Origin of the sequence: Anaerolactibacter massiliensis (genome assembly GCF_900290205.1) — a bacterium.
In the GTDB taxonomy this organism is placed as follows: Bacteria; Bacillota_I; Bacilli_A; order Erysipelotrichales; family Erysipelotrichaceae; genus Bulleidia; species Bulleidia intestinalis.
Window position 1 is genome coordinate 203,666 of sequence record NZ_OLMH01000003.1, and the last position, 16,892, is coordinate 220,557.

Consider the following 16,892-nt stretch of genomic DNA (forward strand, 5'->3'; position numbering starts at 1 on the left):
CCCTATCCTAGAGAAAGGCTAAGGAGAAGGGTCATGGTAAAAGATATTCATACTCATGAATGGTGGCTTCCGTTTCTGAAGGAGTATCAGTATAGCGGGAAAACAATAAAGGATTACTGCAAAGAGAACGGCTTCAATTATGAAGCATTCTACTGGCACCTTCGTCGCGATCAGAGAGAAGCCATCGATGATGGCGGTTGTGATCATTCTGAAGTGCTTCCGGTCACAGTAATAGAACGCACTCCTGAGTTCATCAAGGTTGAGATCAATGGAGTTAATATCTGCGGAAGTACGGATGACCTCCGCAGACTTCTGGGGATCTGATAATGAAACTGGTAAGAGATGACGTCAGGCTGTATCTGATTACTGGAACTGTAGATATGCGTATGGGAATTGACGGGTATATTGCGGTGGTGCAGAACAGACTGCATATGAATGTCTTTGACAATGCCATATTCCTGTTCTGCAACAAGGATCACAGCAAGCTGAAGATGCTGTACTGGGATTCTACCGGGTTCTGGCTATTCTACAAACGGCTTGAAAAAGGAAACCATTTCAAGTGGATCCGCGATGAAGAAAATCATTCAGCTGTAATCAGCGAGGAGCAGTACGGATGGCTGATGCAGGGACTGAAAATTGATCAGAAAAGATCCATGGAAACAGTCTCGAAAAAGTATGCATGAAATCTCATAAGAAGGCTTAATTATAGGCTTTTCTGAGGCTTCTGCGATATAATAATTACGTGGAAACTGAGGCAGAATTCAAACAGAAATACAGTTCACTCACTGCTGATCAGATGCTTGATGCAATGTATCAGATGTATCTGGCCAACTGCTCTCTGAAAGAGAGAATCAACAGTGCTCGCCATGATAAGTTCGGTTCAAAAAGTGAACATGTTTCTGTTGAACAGCTGTCTCTTTTTAATGAAGCTGAGTTTGTTGCGGATCATTCTCCGGAAGAAGTGACTGAATCGTAAACGATAAATAAACGGTACGGTCACAACAGGGTCTTGACTCTAAGCTTTCAGACCGTCTTTTCGTAACTGCACAGGAAATTTATCTGACCACGGAAAGAGCTCTTCAGGAAGATCATCTACTTTATTTTCGTGAATATACTTCGGGAGCTCTGCAAGGAGGTAATTCAGATAGGCATAAAGATTCAGATGGTTAGCCTTTCCTGTTTCTACGATACTGTAAATAGCTGCACTGGCTTCCGCTCCTTTTATCGTATCAAAGAACATTCAGTTCTTTCTTCCGGTGGTAAACGGGCGGATTGTGCGTTCGGCAGCTTATACCTACATTAACATAATTTTCCTTATGCCCAGCTTTTTCTTATGCCCATGATTTATTAATTTCCGCATAGATGGCTGCGCTGTAGCTCCAATGATGTGGATAACATAATACAGTTCTGCATAATGAAAGTACCAATAGAAGGAGGTACACCATTATGAAGAAGTACGACGAGTGCGTAAACACAGTGATGCAGTTCCTTACATCGAATCACTATGGCAGCACTGCAATCTATGAGCATCAGAACAGCTATAAGAGGATTAAGGAATGGCTGATATCCTCTGGTGCCTCATGCACACCAGAGGCACTGAATGCTTGCTTTGAAGAACACAGCGGGGAATTAATACCATCAAAACAGCGGCAGCTTAAGCATGCCCTTGTTCAGCTGATAGATGTCTATGAAACTGGCAGCATCCGTGATCAGCATGTCGGTTTCCAGATCTGCCCGTATGATCAGCTTACTTCTGTATTGAAACAGGAAGTAGACGAGTTTGTTTCGCATTGTCTTTCTGAAGGAAAACGTGCGTCATACGTAAAATCTCTTCAGGGAAAATGTTCGGATTTTATTCTTTTCCTGCAGAATCATGGTGTGACGACTATCCGCCAGGTTACATTTGATTTAATTCTCCTATACCAGAGTCAGAATAATTCCAAATCCAGGTGCACACGTGCGTCAAAGGAAAGTGCCGCACGTATGATGCTGGATTTCTTCGCTGAGCGCGGTAAATGCCTGCACGGGCACGCAGAAGCAATGACTATTCTCACGCGTAATCAGAGTGTATTGGACACATATTTCATTCCAGCGGATTCCATGCACCCTGCTGACCATTCTCTCTGGGAAACTGCCTCTTCTTTTCAAAGTGCGCTCAAGAAGAATCGGTACTCAAAATCTGTATACAATTATTATTATCGCAGCGTAGTTCTGCTGTTGATTTTTCTAGAGAAAAACGATCTTGCCCTCACTAAAGAAATTGCGGAACTCTGGTTTGAACACGCAAAACCATTGTCTGGAAAATCCTGGAAATCAATGCGGCGTGCATTGTATCAATTTCTTCATTTTGCGGATACCGGCGAGATCATTCCGTGCCAGACTACTTCACCTAAGCCAGTAAAGATGATTGATACCATACCTGCATGGTGCAGAGTCGAATGGGAAGACTTTCTAGCCGTTCTACAGAGAGAAAACCGTGCCCAATCTACCATTGAGATGTATCGGAGTTCAATCAGCAGATTTTGTCTATATTTCGATAAAGTTGGAATAACCGGGTTTGATCAGCTTACGCCAGAGATCCTAATTGGCTTCAATGCACAGGATAAACATGAAACCGCAGAAGGGAAAGCTGCTTATAACAGCCGAATCAGAAACTTCATCTGCTATCTCGAAGATAAAGGCATCATCAGCAACCAGTGGCTGCATACTGCGATTTCTTCCATTCATGCCCCGAAAACCAGAATTATTGATACTCTCCCAGAAGAAGCAGTTGAGAATTTCTGGAAAGTCGATCAGGAAGCCTTCACTCCTATGGAACGCCGGGATTATGCGATTTCATGTCTTGGACTTGGAATGGGTATACGGTCTTCGGACATCGTGTCGCTGAAGATAGCAGATATCGATTGGAAAAAACAGCAAATCAGTTTTACTCAGATGAAGACTGGAGTCTCTGCAGTGCTCCCCATGCCGGTACATGTAGGCAATGCAATCTACAGATATCTGCAGATAAGACCACAAAGCAGCAGTGAGAATCTCTTTATTCCTTTCAGAAGTCCTTACGATAAGGTCGGCCGCTGCGTTTGTCAGAAAGCACTGGAACGATTCATTGGTGAAAACAAAGGTTTTCATATCACACGAAGGACATTTGCGACTGCTCTTCTGAGAGGCCAAACAAAAGCTGCAGTTATTTCAGATTCTCTGGGACATCGTTCAGAAGATACTGTATTCAAATACCTGCACCTCGATGAGCAGCGTACCAGACAATGTGCCATTTCGCTGAACCAGCTTGGAATTTTCTGGCCAAAAGAAGGTGCATTTTATGGATAAGCACTATCAATGCGCCAGTGTCTTTGCGCCGTATATCAATGAATTTATTACACAGAAAAGAGCACAGGGCTATTCATATGACGATTGTGATTATTACCTGAAACGCTTCGATGGATTCTGTGTTGAACATCACATCAGCGAGCCAGTCATCACGAGGCAGCTCTTTGAAGCATGGATTGAAAAAGGAGCATCTTCTGCTGAAGGCAAATCCGGCAGGCACAAACGCGAGACAATATTCCGGGCCTTTTCGATCTATATGAACATCCTTGAAACGGAATGTTATATCCCTCATCACATCTGCCATCTTCCTAAGGTAATGCAATACCTGATGAGTGACAGCGATATTCAGGAATTCTTCAGTGTTCTTGATGGTGGAAGATGCAGAAATAATGATCCTGATCACATCCGCATGTATTCTGAGTATCGCGTCATGTTCAGGATGATCTGCTGCTGTGGTCTTCGCAATTCCGAAGCATGTGAATTGCGCCGCAGCAACATAGATCTTGAAAAAGGAATTATCACGATCATTCATTCAAAGGGAGACAAAGACCGTCTTGTCTACATGGCGGATGACCTGACCGAGCTCTGTCAATCCTACTGGCTCTGGATGACATCAGAACAAGGGATTCAGTCGGATTGGTTCTATCCTAGTAAAGATACCAGCAAACACATCATAAAACATTCAGTATGCCGCAAGTTCAATGAGATCTGGACTCAGACTGCAGCTTCCAAGCTCTGCGATAAAAAGCCTACCGTTCATAGTTTTCGGCATTATTTCGTGACTAAGCGCATGAATCTGTGGATGGAACAGGGCGTCGATTTAAATGCAATGATGCCATTTCTCAGCAATTACCTGGGACATGCCGGCGTTCTAAACACGCACTATTACTATCACGCTGTTGAAGACTCAATCAAGATAATCCGTAGCAAGGACAAGGTTTCTTCTGCTGTAATTCCGGAGGTAATTACTGATGAATAAGAAAGATTTCAGTACACTATTCTTCTCGAAAACGCGTGACTTCCTGGATAAGTATGAGGCACAGCAGCTAAGGCGAAGTGAAAATACGATTGAATCCTATCGCGACGGTCTCACTTCTTTCCGGCGCTTTATCACTAATGAGAAAAAGAAATCTATGCTTACTTTTACATTCAGCGACTGTACTAACGAGCTTGTTCTGGACTACATGGAATATCTGCAGAACCGCGGCTATGCCAAAACAACCTGCAACCATAGGCTGTCAGCATTGCATGCATATCTATGGTATGCCTCAGACTGTGACGTCAAGGTCCTGCCTGTTGCGCTGGCAGTATCGCATCTCCCGTTTCTTCGGGAAAGTGAAGTCGTCCGCGACGTGATCAGCAGCGAATGCATGGCCGCTTTACTCGCTGCTCCAGGGAATTCCAGGAAAATTCTGATCCGGGATACCACGATCATGGTAATTCTGTATGACAGCGCAATTCGTCTGAGTGAACTTCTCGATCTGAGAAAAAGCGATGTGAACCTATCCCGAAAAGATCCATATATCCGGATTCACGGCAAGGGAGATAAAGAACGCATTGTTCCTATTACAGATAAGACGGTTAATCACCTAAATCGGTATTACCAGCATTACCATAATGAGGGTTCACCACCTACAGACCTGCTGTTCTATACTGTCATTCACCGGAGAGTCAACCGGATGTCTCCTCAGAATGTACAGCGATTCATCAAAAAGTATGCAGAGAAGATCAGACCGGAGCATCCTGATCTTCCTCAAAGAGTCCATCCTCATATGTTTCGCAGAACCCGTGCAACAGAACTGTATCAAAACGGTGTCGATCTTGAATTGATTTCACGATTGCTTGGCCATTCAGCCTTAGAAACCACGAAAATCTACGCAAAGCCCTCTGTAGAGATGATGAAGAAGGCAATGGATCATAGCTTCTGTGGTTACGAAATGGAGCAGGAGCCAATCTGGGACTTGAAAGATGAAGAGGAAATTGCCAGGAATTTCGGACTGCGCTAAGAAAGATTATGCCTACATTTTTCTTATAAAAATCAGTAAAACTGGGCTTCTGCAAGGAAACTAATGATAAATAGAAGCTGGGCATAAGGCAGCTGAGTTATTGAGCGGTACGCTCGGATCCGTCAGAAAAGTTCTCAGGAATTCTTCCTGATTCAATGCATAAGTGAATCCTTTGCCTGTTGCGGACTCCGGCGCAACAAACCTCTGTTTTTCACGAACCCACTCAAAGAAGGAATTCACCAGCGGTTCAATGAGTTCCTTTCTCTTTGTCAGTTGTTCCTCTAGAGGAAGATCCTTCAGTTTCTTATCCTCATGGAAGATTTGAGAGATCCGCCTCACAGCTTCTTCAGCGAGCGGCGGAGGTGATCCGGATCCTGCTGCTTTCACCGGTTCTGAGAATTTTCGTTTCAGATGAACCTTATTCGAGAACTGGAATAAGGTTCACGCTCGCAGAAAATTCTTTGATGCATTGACTGCGGATAAGGCTACATACAGTACCTTCCAGAAAGCGAAGAAGAAAGATAAGAAGGAAGAACTGCTGAAGCAGTATCCGAGGTTTGCGGATACATTCAGAATGATCGCGAAGATAGATAAACTTTTTGATATTGAGCGGAGCCTAAAAGCAGAACATGCCGATCCGGAAAGGATCAAAGAAGTCCGCAGCGAGAAATCCAGGCCGATCATGGATGAAATCCATGCATACAATTCTTATCTGAAATCAACATATCTGCAGACCGGGAAGCTTGGAGAAGCAGTCACCTATCTGAACAATCAATGGGAATATCTGATGAATTATCTGAAAGACGGAGAAGTCGCCTTATCAAATAATCTTGTTGAAAGAGAAGGAATGAAACCGATCGTCCTGGCAAGGAAGAATTTTCTGTTTGCCAATACAGAGCGAGGAGCGACGATCAGCGCATATTATTTTTCGATTCTGATCTCAGCAAAACTGAATCATCTTGATCCGGAGAGGTACCTGGCATATGTCTTCCAGGAACTGGCAGAGCATGGCTTGAGTGATGAAACCATAGAGAGAATCCTGCCATATTCCGAAGAGATCCCTGCTGCGCTGAGGATCAGCTGAGGATCGGATAATAATAAATAAATCCGTATTTGCAGCAGGGTGGTGCCAATAGGCTTAATCAGCGGACTTTTTTGACATCGCATCTCTGAATTTCACCACATGTGGAGACATTATTGCCCGTCTGATGAAAAGGTCGACCTTCTCATATCGATTACTAGTCTCTGACAGAACAAACCAGATCAGATTCATCCAGTCCTGAAGATTGTCCCTGTCATAACCGCCATGTGCACGCATATATTGCTTTGCCAGTGAATGCAGATTGTTAATCGGATCAAGAGGATTGTCTTTGTCCGATAATCCTTTGGTCTCACTCGTAGTATGCACTTCTTCTGTCAGATGGAGTCGTTCGACAAGTATTCCATGCGAATTATCTCCATCATGAATCAGTTTTGATCCAGGCTTGATATGTTTTCCGAGAGCTTCCCATGTTGTCTTTCTGGATGGCTTTGAGGTTCCCTCTACGGCCAGATACATATGCCCATGATCATCATAAGCAGCTGCGGCACAGATTTTGTTACGAGAAATGCCTCTTAGCTTCTTCCCGTCCACGATTTCTGTTTCGTGCTTGATTACCGGAAAGAACATCTCGTCAAAGTAGATATTTCCTTCCAGCATTACCTCAGACTGTATTCCTTCAAGTACAGCAAATACCTTGATCAACCAGTATCTGCCTGTGCTCTCTGCATTTCTGTTATCGCGTGCTGCAGTTCTGATGGAATGGAATTCAAACAGATAAAGAAGATATTCAATCCACTCTGAAATCGGAATCTTCCGATCCTGAAAGATTGTCCCTGTAAGAACACTGAACTTATGGCCGCAGCTTATACAGCGATAGCACTTTGTTCCGTCTTTATAGAAGCCGTACCTGATAAAATGCTCGGATCCGCAGATCGGGCAATGACTGACTGGAAGAGAGTTCAGAAACTGAACTTCAGATCTTCGGACAGGAGGATGCTTTGCATCATACCATTCTTGCACGGTATATGAAATCAGCTTCTGGGATTTCGAAATATCCGGGTCTTTATCCCATGAAAGCGTACGCAGGGAATGACCCCACGCATCCTTATCATCATGATTCATTTGTTGGCGGTTTGGAGCTTCCAGGAGCCGAATGACGAAACCGCCAAGTCAGCGTCAATCGGTTCCTGGAAACTTCCTGATGTCCCTTTTTCGGACATAGGAATTATAGTCTATTTCCAGAAGACTGACGGGAATTTACCACCCTGGTGCAAATGACGATTTTAATAAATACAAAACATCCCCGGATAACCAAAGCCAGTTTCCCTTGGCTGGGCTATCCGGGGATTATAGCTATGCAGGCCTATTGACGCTTACATTAAGCGTTTACCGTTGACACAGCAATCGCCATGACAGGAGCGAAAAAAAGTGGCTGGCAAGGTCTATCCCCGCTAGTCACTCTTTCCTTTTATTCATGAAATATGTCAATAAAATCCAAAAGAAGCCCGGTCCCCCAAACTTCACTCCCCCCAAGGATTTTGGAGACCCTATTATTTTGCTACTGACTAAAATCCATTCTCTGATAAAATATATTCAGAAACAAAGTTATTGATGTGAAAAATCGTCAACACGGAAGATAACTGAACTTAACAAGCAGATATGATTTGTACAATGCAAGGAGAATGATAATGAAAATAAGATCTGATTTTGTAACCAATTCCAGCAGCAGTTCATTTGTTGTTTCAAGAATTTACAGTCCCATGCTGGAGCAGATTCAGAGTGATGCAGGTATTGACGAGGACTGGCTTCTTGACCAGTTGAATTCTGATGACTTCAGCATCGCTTATGAGATTACAGATAATCTTGCCGACACACTTGTTAATTATTTGAACGGACTTCTGCAGCAAGAAAATGATGCGGAAGAATTCAAGGAAGATACCGGATACAGTATTACACAGGTAAAACATCTTCTTGCAGGGATCAAAGAAAATAAGAAGGAAATCAATGATGAGGCATGGGCCAGCGTAGAAAGCGGCGAGGCTGATTCGGATGAAGGATTTCCATGTTTCTCATATGCGCGTCTGAAGATCAAGAATGGGAATGGAGAACTGGACACAATAAACTGCAGAGATAATTCAGAATCTCTTTACAAGTGGGCAGTTCAGAATGGCTTTTCGGATGGGGATCCGGATGAATATGATCCGGATAATGATCAGCACAATTATTCAGAGGACATGTTCTTTGATCCTCCTTATGAAAAAATGGCTGACACCTGGGACATGACCGAAAGGAAAAAGGTTGGGAATTCTGATCAGTTGCATAGTTGTGCGGGAAAGAAGTTTGTCATTGCAGGTGAGATGAAGCACTTTCAAGGTAGAGATGGAATTGTGGAATGCATTACTGCAGATGGCGGTAAGGTGACAGAAAACGTAGGTAAAAAAACAGATTATCTCGTTGATAACATCGATGGTTATTCAGCCAAAAGAGAAAAAGCGAAGAAGCTCAATGTGCCTGTCATTACTGAAGATAAATTTATTGAAATGTTCGGCGGTTCAGAGAAAGTAGTAGATCAGAAGAAGGTTGATATTCCGAAACCAATAACAAGGAATGGCATTATTTTCGAAGAATGGGAATACAATCTTTTGAAAGACGGAACTGTCCGGATTGTGAATTATACAGGGCAGCACTCGACCGTTAAAATTCCATCAATGCTGGATCATAAAGAAGTATCTGAAATAGGGCCGGATTTATTCAGCCTTGATGATCATGATGGCACCCGCAGGATTCCTCGGGAAAAACGGAAAAGTCTGGAGCCGATCAGAAAAGTGTATATTCCCGGTTCTGTCAAAAAGATTGGAAGGAATGCATTCAGCTGCAATCCTGTAAAAAAGGTTCTGATGGAGGATGGAACCGAAGAAATCGGAGCATACGCTTTCAGCGGCTGCCAACTAGAATCTATAAAGCTTCCGGGTACACTGACAATTATCGGGAAAGGCGCTTTTGAAGGTTCACAGGGGATCAAGCAGTGGAATCTTCCGGAAGGTTTGAAAGTCATTGATGACGACGCATTCCAGTATTCGAGCATTTATGATGTTTATATTCCTTCGTCAGTTAAAAAGATTGCAGATAATGCATTTATAGGAGCCCCATTCGAATGGGACGAGGATGGTTTTCCTGTATTCGATGAGGATGAAGAAGGAAACGAAATAGATCATTTTACGATCTATGGAAAGCCTGGCAGCAAAGCAGAGGAATATGCAGAAAATAATGGTTTCTCATTTGTACCTGCAGATCACTGCCCATTTTGAACATTTTAAAAAGGAGCAAAATATTTTCTGGAATGATAATGATTCTGATAATTCATTTATCGATGTAGAAGAGCTTCGCAGAAGACTGAAAGATGAATACGGAACAGCTGCATATGCAGGCAGTGGTCCTGCAGCATTTGCGGACATGATAAACGTTGACAATATGAGTGATGAAGAAGTTATACAGGAAGCTGAAAAAATTGGAATCATATAAAAAGAAATCGAGGAGTAAACGAAAGTGGGTATAAGAAATCAGTATATTCTGACATATTGAGCATCTGTCAGTAGAAGATGCCTGATTACTCGCTCTACTTTCGGATATTTCTCATCATCCCGCTTGATTCGGAATAGATATACGAACCAGTTCAGATAAGACTGGAGATTCTCCATTCTCATTCCCATCACTTTGTAGAGAAATCTCTGAAGCCAGCCGCACATATTGTTGATCAGCTGCATCTGTTCAATGTACTTCGGGTCATCAGTGTCTGCTTTATAGACTTCACTAGTACAGCCTGCTTTTGCGATCAGCTGATTATGCGCAGCATTTCCATCATGAACAATTACTGAGCCTGGCTTTATATGATTGAGAAGAGCTCCTTCAATACGGTTCCCAGTCGGATTTCCATTGCCACATTGGATTGCAATCATGTTTTTGTGGACATCGATCGCAACCACTATGCAGATCTGATCCTTGGATAGTCCTCTCTTCCTTTTCTTGCCGAACTCATGCATGATTCTGGTGTCATTCAGATAAGTTTCATCAATCCAGATACGATCTGACAGAATCAGATGATCCTGATAGCCATCTACTGTAGCAAAGATCTTATGCCGCCATAAGTGGGCAGTCGGATGCGATATTCCGCACATATGGCTTGCCAGTTCTTCTGTTGGACAGAAAACCATGCATGTGATGTATCTTTCCCAGAAATCAAAGTCTCGCTTTGCAGAAAAGAATACTGTTCCGGAAAGATAGCTGAACTTCCGCCCGCAGTCTCTGCACTGGAATCTCTTATTTCCGCCTGGAGAAGAACCTATTGAAACACAATGGGTACTTCTGCAGTCTGGACAGCGGACAGGTCTTCCATAGAATTCGGCTGCCTCATCCAATGTAGAGAATCCATACTTATCACGATTAGCCCGATAAGTTACAGCCTTCTGCAGGCTCTGAAAATCAGATTGACTCAATGATAAAACATACGCAAAAAGATCTGCTTTCGACGGCATACGACATTCCTCTGCGCACTTGAGCTGCCATCCGACGAGGAATGTCGCCAAACATAAGGCCGAATAGCAGCTTAAGTGTTCTTATATTTGGCAGATCTATTGTAACGCATATCCATTTTCATACCCACTTTCGTTTACTCCCCGAAAAAGAAACGCTAAGTTAAACCAGATTTGATGCGAGCTTTTGGAAATGCCTTTATAAAGCGGTCATGTACACATGCTTTAATTTTTCACGGATAACGTTATACCTTACCCCTTTCAGCTTCCTGACAATAAGCTCGGTGATCTCGTTGTCATCCATATCCAAAAATCTCCGCATAAAGACAAACAGTGCTAGATAACGATCGAGGTAATACGATGCGACGCCCCGATAAAATGCGTAGACTTTCTTAATCATGGAATGGATGCAGTTGACGGTATTCAGGTGTTCAACCTTGTTGTAGTTCTCATAGCCTTTCAGATGGCGAATATCGCATTCGGTTTTCCTGGCCAGATCGTCGTAAATATGCGTGCCGTCTACGTACAGCTCTGATTTATATTCAATTTCTTCTTCGAATCCTTCATCAATATCGTCTGCTGAGGGCCTTCCAGTTCCGGCTGTCTTATAAACTTCATGACCGTTACGGTCAGAAGATGTAACGATACAAACCTGCTCATGGGAAATGCCTCTGTAGTGGCTGGCTTCGCCTCTTTTACGTGCCTCACGTTTGATTGATCTGGCTCCTTTCTGAGACTCCAGAACATACGTTTCATCAAGCTCTACGGTTCCTGCCAGTTTCTCTGTTTCCTGACCCAGAGCTTTTTCAAGGAAGCAGAGAAATATATGACGGTTCTCAAATACACACTGTATGGACCGATTCAGTCTGGCTGCAGTCTTTTTCATCGGTACGCAGAGAATTGCGTCCTTACAAATCTCAATGAATTCTTCCTGCGTGATCTTGAGCTTATGCGTCATCATTCCGGAATCATATACAAAGCGCTTGCCACAGGACTTGCAGCGATAGATCTGCTTAGTGGCGTAAGGATTGCCAGTACGCTTCCCGCCCGTATGTTTAATGTGCTCAAACCCTGCATTTGTAAATCCATCCGTACAATAGCATTTAGGGCATAATGCAGGCTCGGTTTCGGCAAGCTGATCATTCAGATTCGCCATGACATCGATGATACGGATGACGTGATCCTGCTGGGAATCCGTAAGGTCGAAAAATTTTCGAATCACTTCGGGAACTCTCATAGTCGGCCTCCATCTTTATGGCTTCTAATGACAGTTTCCTACTTAGGGTGTATAAAAACGTATAGTGAACCAAATCTTGTTTAATTTAGCGAAAAGAAAAGATAAACGGAGAATGCATTATGTCGAAATCCAATGATCACGAGAACAGCAAACCAGGCGCAGAGGAAATGCAGCAAAACGATAAAAGCCGTATTTGCACAAGGGGGCTGAGGATCTTAAAAATCTGGCTTATTCTTGCGATACAGTTCTCTGTAGCGTAGTGTTTTCGGGTTTTCAAAACTCAAATTCAGCAGCCGGTCTAATTTCTCATAAAGATCGTGCGGAGCATTGAAGCTGAATGCAAATAGGTTCAGATAACCAGGAAGTTCATCTCTTCTAAAGCCGCTGTGTGCTCTTAAAAACTTCTGCAGCCTATTATGAACCTGGTTGATGGGATTCATCGGATTCTTATTGTCGGGCAAACCTTTCATTTTCTTAGAATCATACTGGATATTTTTCAGTTCCAGCTTCCTGACAAGCATGTTATGGCATGGATCTTCATCAGTGATCAATCTTGATCCTTGCTTGATATGATCCTTTAAAGCTTCATATACTTGTCTGCCGGCTGGCTCGCCCAAGCCAATGTACTTTACAAACACGGTTTTACCATCTGTGATTGTCGCAATGCACATCTGATTAATAGAATGGCAGCGCAGCTTCTGGTAATTTTCTTTGCGAATGATATCTTCGCTGCGAACTGGAATAAATGTCTCATCGCAATAAACATCGCCTTCAAGCAGGATAGAATCCTGAATTTCGTCCAGCAGAAGACATGTCTTTGCAAACCAGTATTTTGCCGTAGTAAAAGCATTTTTGTTGTTCCAGGAGTCCGCGCTTAAGCTGAGATATTGGAGCAGATTACGCCAGTATTCTATCCATTCGGTAATAGAAATCTTGTGACTGTCGAAGATAGTTCCTGTAATGACAGAGAATTTCTTATTGCAGTCACAGCACTTGTATTGCCTGACTCCGTAAGGATAGAATCCGTTCTTCTTGAAATGAGCTGATCCGCAGAACCTGCATGAGGCTGGAACATATGAGTTGATCAGTTCAAGTTCTTCTTTACCGTACAGATCCGGATGGCGTTCATTGTAATGACTGACAACATCATTACGAATAAAGTCTTCCGACTGCGTACGAACAGGAAGAAGATCCCAGGGAGTTCGTCTCCTGGAAATGAATCTATTTGATTTTGATGTCATGGCGTGGTGGCCCGATGCTTAGGCAGGCAGTCATGCAGGGCCACCACGCGCCAAAGTACACGGCTGCCTGCCTAAGCATACTTTCTAGATCCTCTAGGATTTCTTAAATCGTATGCCTTTCAGCCCCCTTGTGCAAATACGGCTTTAATGAAAATGTCCCACACGTGATCAAATGAAAATGTCCCATTGATTTCATGTCTCTTCCGAACTAATGCATTCATCTGGAGGTGATCCAGATGAAGAAGATCAAAGACAAAGCCAAGGCTCTGGAATTACTGCAGCAGAGGGATTCAAACCCTAAGATTACATGTCAATGGATAGCTGATCAATGCGGTTACAGCAGGAAGCAGATTGAACGATTGTCTGCCGAAAGAAAGGAAAAGGATACGTCTGCTATCCTAACTCACGGCAATACCGGAAGAAAGCCGGCAACCACTGCCTCTGGCCAAGAGATCAGGTACCTTGAGGAACTTAAGAAGACGTATCCGTCAATCACCATAGCACAATTCAGGGATATCTATCTGGAAGACGTCATCAGAAACAAGGGTATGGAAGCTGACGTGGTGAAGTATGGACTGAAGGAACGCAGCAAATCCTAATTCCATGAACTGTTTGTCAGAGAAGGATGGAAGTCCCCTGCAGATAAACCGATCAGAATGGATGGCTCCCGCGTCACACATTCAACGAGGCCCCCAAGAGCACATATGGGAGAACTGGTCCAGATTGATGGAATTCCTTATGACTGGTTCAATGACGGAAGAGACTATGTACTGCATCTTGCCGTAGATGATGCCAGTACCAGGGTGCTTGCAGGATACTTCATGCCTGAAGAATGTGCACGCGGATATGCCCGTATGATGAAGCTTGTTCTGGAGAATTACGGTATTCCGGAAGCGCTGTATTCGGATAAATTCTCAGTGTTTCGCAGCGTTAAGGAAGGTACACCGACACAGTTTGCCAGAATGATGGATAAGCTGGGAGTAACGATGATCTTTGCCAATTCTTCCCAGGCAAAGGGACGTGTGGAACGCTACAACGGCACCACGCAGATGAGGCTCCCGAATGATTTGATTCGATGGAAGATTCCCCATAACTACGACTTTCTGAATGATTGGTTCAACAGGAAATATCGGCTCTATCTGAATATGAAATTCTCATATCCGGTGAAGGATCCGAACGATCTGTTCCGCCCAATACCCGCTGACTTCAACTATTCGAGAATCTTCAGAGCTGAGTATCCGAGGCAGATCAGGAACAACGTATTCTCAATGGGAAACAGTCTGTATACAGCAGTAACAAGCGATGGAGAGGTAGTCCGCTTCAATCAGAAGCAGAGTATTACAGTTTATGAAGATGCGATCACAGAAGAGATCTACATTGAAAGATATGGAAAGCATTACACATGCATAAAGGTTGGGGAGCGGAAGCGCGATAGAATCTATTCAGTTAATAACGAGAAAGAACTTCAGAAAGTTCTCAATGAGATGGCGGAGGAAAAAGCTAAATGATTGTGATACATCAAAGTTCTATAACAAGATGGGACATTTTCAAAAAATCTTAACACCTTACCCCACACTTTTCAAAAGCGCCTTTTTCATTTATCGTCTTCTTCTGTATATTGAATGAGGGTTTTATCGGGAGCTATTGTAATTACCATTGTTCTTACCTCGAGGGTTGCTTAAAGTTTCTACTGCTGGAGATCAATCAATATTGATGGCATCTTTGCTTACTTAGTTCATATTGCCAGCTACCAGTTCAGTTCAAATTCATCCAACGGATCTGAAGTTCCGTATTTCTGATTCTTATATTCAAGCAGAACTGCTGATGCATTGACGCATTTGTTTTCACCTGCATATTTGATGAATTCATTGATTTGAGGAAGCGTAAATTCATTAAGTATCGGTTTAAAGCTAGCATCATCTTTATGGATCAAATCGTAAACAGCTATTTTGTCAAAATAAGCTATAAGATGATTGACCTTTCGGGTAAATTTTGAAAATTTGAATGAGTCAATGCTGAATTTATCTTTTATGCTGTAATTCCAATCCAATCTGGTAATCCGAACATTACAGTCATCAAATGTTATTTCGATATTTCCTGACTGTTTTTCTGCGTGTATGCCATTTTTTTCCTGATTAGCAAATCGATAATATGGAATTGATAAATCTGAGTAGCGATCTGCTTTAATCACTGAAGGATCACATACAGGCTCCCAGATCTGAAGGAATGGCTGCTTTAACTGATGAGAGGTAAAATAAGTTTTCCATGCATTCAGATCAACTGGCTTCATCTCAGTTGGATAAGCTACAGCGACAGGCTCTTCCGCAATTTCATAAGATTTTTCGCCAGAAGTTACAGCACCATGATCAGTTACTGTAAACGTTGCTTCACTCTGTTTCCATACGATTAAACGTGCTAAGTGATTCAAAACAGGATTGTCAAGATATGTTTTAGCCCAGCTTTCTGGTGTTCTTTCGCTTCCACTGAGAAAATCCTTGAAAAGTGCATCAGACCTGTACTTATATATATCTTTTACTGCTTTCTTTAATTTTGCAAAATCAGCTGCTGCATCAGCATATTTCTGTGAATCTGCACCTTTTTTGGGGAGTGATTTAACGGTTTTGCCATTCGGAAGTTCTATAATGAAACTTAAATCATTCTGCAGGAATGCGACAACTTTCTGATTGCCAAGATCGTACTCTTTGCGATCATCCACATTCAAGCCTGTATCCGATATCATATCGCGCAGCTCATCAACACTTTTATTCCTGGCTTCTGCATATTTATCAAGTTCATTGTATTTATCCGCAAACATAATTGCAGAACGTGTATCGCTCTCACGCACTGCTTCACGGAATACAATCATCGCACGGGAATTTCTTCCGCTGGAGTGAGTCGCAAGCTTTGGAGCGGCAGCGCACATTTTTTTCATCAGATCCTCATCAGCATACCTGCAAAGCGGATAAGCCAGCTAGCACTGCTTGATTCCTGCGAATCCATTGCAGATATATTTATCAGCCAGATCATTCAGGGCCTTGTGGAAACATTCATGATCCAGAAGCTTTATAACTGAGCTGGCACTCCGATCAGTACATAAAAGCCATTCCAGCACATAATAATCAAGCTTATTCCCTTTGCTGTCATATAGCTCAGGCAGATCAGAAGGTCTTAACAGGAATTTTGAATAAAGCTTTTTACCAAGTTTTTCCAGATCGATCTTTTCTGACTTCATTCGATCAAGAACCATATTTTCAACTATATTGGTCTGTCCCTTAAGTTCTTCTTCACTATAAAATTTTTCTTTCAATGCCCTGTTTTCATTAAAGCGTTTCTTTAATGAGCCATCTGTATCATGTTTTGTTATTAATTTGTATGCATCTTTTACATAATCATCAGATAGCTTTTTATAATAAGTTTCCAGATACCACATCAATCCTTCAAGATGACTTCTGCCGGGATCTTCTGATATTTTTTCAAAAATCTTAGCTTAATTAGCGACTTGGTGATTTT

18 protein-coding genes and 2 pseudogenes are annotated in these 16,892 nt (G+C 42.7%); 12 read left to right on the plus strand and 8 right to left on the minus strand.

The genetic code is table 11. The features are described from left to right. Positions 1–33 precede the first annotated feature (33 nt). Genes tnpA through C7E00_RS15035 form a run of 3 tightly spaced genes read left to right on the plus strand, consistent with a single transcriptional unit; the run spans position 34 to position 976 of the window. On the plus strand, positions 34–324 hold the full coding sequence (gene tnpA / locus C7E00_RS15025; RefSeq protein WP_105305136.1) for an IS66 family insertion sequence element accessory protein TnpA: 291 nt from the start codon (positions 34–36) through the stop codon (positions 322–324). A gap of 2 nt (positions 325–326) precedes the next feature. Continuing rightward, positions 327–683 (plus strand): IS66 family insertion sequence element accessory protein TnpB, encoded by a 357-nt coding sequence (tnpB, locus tag C7E00_RS15030; RefSeq protein WP_105305137.1) that lies wholly within the window; start codon positions 327–329, stop codon positions 681–683. A gap of 59 nt (positions 684–742) precedes the next feature. Continuing rightward, a complete protein-coding gene (locus tag C7E00_RS15035) occupies positions 743–976 on the plus strand; it encodes an IS66 family transposase (RefSeq protein WP_105305138.1) in 234 nt (77 codons plus the stop codon). Positions 977–1,015: 39 nt separating this feature from the next. On the opposite strand, the pseudogene C7E00_RS16655 reads toward C7E00_RS15035, so the two are convergent. Then, positions 1,016–1,285 (minus strand): annotated as a pseudogene (locus tag C7E00_RS16655) (transposase domain-containing protein); the annotation flags it as partial. A 161-nt stretch (positions 1,286–1,446) separates the two neighbouring features. Here C7E00_RS16655 and C7E00_RS15045 point away from each other — a divergent pair. Genes C7E00_RS15045 through C7E00_RS15055 form a run of 3 tightly spaced genes read left to right on the plus strand, consistent with a single transcriptional unit; the run spans position 1,447 to position 5,333 of the window. Beyond that, positions 1,447–3,327: a tyrosine-type recombinase/integrase gene (locus tag C7E00_RS15045; RefSeq protein ID WP_105305140.1), complete on the plus strand. Its 1,881-nt coding sequence runs from the start codon at positions 1,447–1,449 to the stop codon at positions 3,325–3,327. Then, the gene (locus tag C7E00_RS15050) at positions 3,320–4,306 is read left to right on the plus strand and encodes a tyrosine-type recombinase/integrase (RefSeq protein WP_105303441.1); all 987 of its coding nucleotides are present in this window, start codon (positions 3,320–3,322) and stop codon (positions 4,304–4,306) included. The genes C7E00_RS15045 and C7E00_RS15050 overlap by 8 nt, the downstream gene beginning before the upstream one ends. Next, positions 4,299–5,333: a tyrosine-type recombinase/integrase gene (locus C7E00_RS15055; RefSeq protein ID WP_105303440.1), complete on the plus strand. Its 1,035-nt coding sequence runs from the start codon at positions 4,299–4,301 to the stop codon at positions 5,331–5,333. The genes C7E00_RS15050 and C7E00_RS15055 overlap by 8 nt, the downstream gene beginning before the upstream one ends. Positions 5,334–5,393: 60 nt before the next feature. Here the strand turns inward: C7E00_RS15055 and C7E00_RS16840 are convergent, their stop codons facing one another. Then, the gene (locus C7E00_RS16840; RefSeq protein WP_105305141.1) at positions 5,394–5,744 is read right to left on the minus strand and encodes an IS66 family transposase; all 351 of its coding nucleotides are present in this window, start codon (positions 5,742–5,744) and stop codon (positions 5,394–5,396) included. A 40-nt stretch (positions 5,745–5,784) separates the two neighbouring features. On the opposite strand from C7E00_RS16840, the pseudogene C7E00_RS15065 reads away from it, so the two are divergent. Next, positions 5,785–6,231, plus strand: a pseudogene (locus C7E00_RS15065) (IS66 family transposase); the annotation flags it as partial. Positions 6,232–6,270: 39 nt separating this feature from the next. After that, on the plus strand, positions 6,271–6,417 hold the full coding sequence (locus tag C7E00_RS16660) for a transposase domain-containing protein (protein ID WP_275656083.1): 147 nt from the start codon (positions 6,271–6,273) through the stop codon (positions 6,415–6,417). 54 nt (positions 6,418–6,471) lie between these two features. On the opposite strand, the gene C7E00_RS15070 is transcribed toward C7E00_RS16660, so the two are convergent. After that, positions 6,472–7,497, minus strand: coding sequence for an IS1/IS1595 family N-terminal zinc-binding domain-containing protein (locus C7E00_RS15070; RefSeq protein WP_105305143.1), 1,026 nt, complete (start codon positions 7,495–7,497; stop codon positions 6,472–6,474). A gap of 566 nt (positions 7,498–8,063) precedes the next feature. Here C7E00_RS15070 and C7E00_RS15075 point away from each other — a divergent pair. Together C7E00_RS15075 and C7E00_RS15080 are read left to right on the plus strand one after the other, a co-directional pair. Beyond that, positions 8,064–9,683, plus strand: coding sequence for a leucine-rich repeat domain-containing protein (locus C7E00_RS15075; RefSeq protein ID WP_167836639.1), 1,620 nt, complete (start codon positions 8,064–8,066; stop codon positions 9,681–9,683). Next, positions 9,631–9,897: a hypothetical protein gene (locus C7E00_RS15080; protein ID WP_135358261.1), complete on the plus strand. Its 267-nt coding sequence runs from the start codon at positions 9,631–9,633 to the stop codon at positions 9,895–9,897. The genes C7E00_RS15075 and C7E00_RS15080 overlap by 53 nt, the downstream gene beginning before the upstream one ends. A gap of 38 nt (positions 9,898–9,935) precedes the next feature. On the opposite strand, the gene C7E00_RS15085 is transcribed toward C7E00_RS15080, so the two are convergent. The 3 genes from C7E00_RS15085 to C7E00_RS15095 all read right to left on the minus strand — a co-directional run bounded on the left by C7E00_RS15085 (position 9,936) and on the right by C7E00_RS15095 (position 13,382). Continuing rightward, positions 9,936–10,907, minus strand: coding sequence for an IS1595 family transposase (locus tag C7E00_RS15085; protein WP_105305146.1), 972 nt, complete (start codon positions 10,905–10,907; stop codon positions 9,936–9,938). A 196-nt stretch (positions 10,908–11,103) separates the two neighbouring features. After that, positions 11,104–12,141 (minus strand): IS1595 family transposase, encoded by a 1,038-nt coding sequence (locus tag C7E00_RS15090; RefSeq protein WP_105305147.1) that lies wholly within the window; start codon positions 12,139–12,141, stop codon positions 11,104–11,106. A 215-nt stretch (positions 12,142–12,356) separates the two neighbouring features. Next, positions 12,357–13,382 (minus strand): transposase, encoded by a 1,026-nt coding sequence (locus C7E00_RS15095; protein WP_105305148.1) that lies wholly within the window; start codon positions 13,380–13,382, stop codon positions 12,357–12,359. A 236-nt stretch (positions 13,383–13,618) separates the two neighbouring features. On the opposite strand from C7E00_RS15095, the gene C7E00_RS15100 reads away from it, so the two are divergent. Together C7E00_RS15100 and C7E00_RS15105 are read left to right on the plus strand one after the other, a co-directional pair. Then, complete coding sequence (locus C7E00_RS15100; RefSeq protein WP_105305125.1) at positions 13,619–13,981, plus strand: hypothetical protein; 363 nt, start codon at positions 13,619–13,621, stop codon at positions 13,979–13,981. 105 nt (positions 13,982–14,086) lie between these two features. Beyond that, complete coding sequence (locus C7E00_RS15105; protein WP_167836637.1) at positions 14,087–14,890, plus strand: DDE-type integrase/transposase/recombinase; 804 nt, start codon at positions 14,087–14,089, stop codon at positions 14,888–14,890. Positions 14,891–15,129: 239 nt separating this feature from the next. Here the strand turns inward: C7E00_RS15105 and C7E00_RS15110 are convergent, their stop codons facing one another. After that, complete coding sequence (locus C7E00_RS15110) at positions 15,130–16,314, minus strand: DUF4132 domain-containing protein (RefSeq protein ID WP_105305149.1); 1,185 nt, start codon at positions 16,312–16,314, stop codon at positions 15,130–15,132. Positions 16,315–16,353: 39 nt separating this feature from the next. After that, on the minus strand, positions 16,354–16,812 hold the full coding sequence (locus tag C7E00_RS15115; RefSeq protein ID WP_105305150.1) for a hypothetical protein: 459 nt from the start codon (positions 16,810–16,812) through the stop codon (positions 16,354–16,356). Positions 16,813–16,892 lie beyond the last annotated feature (80 nt).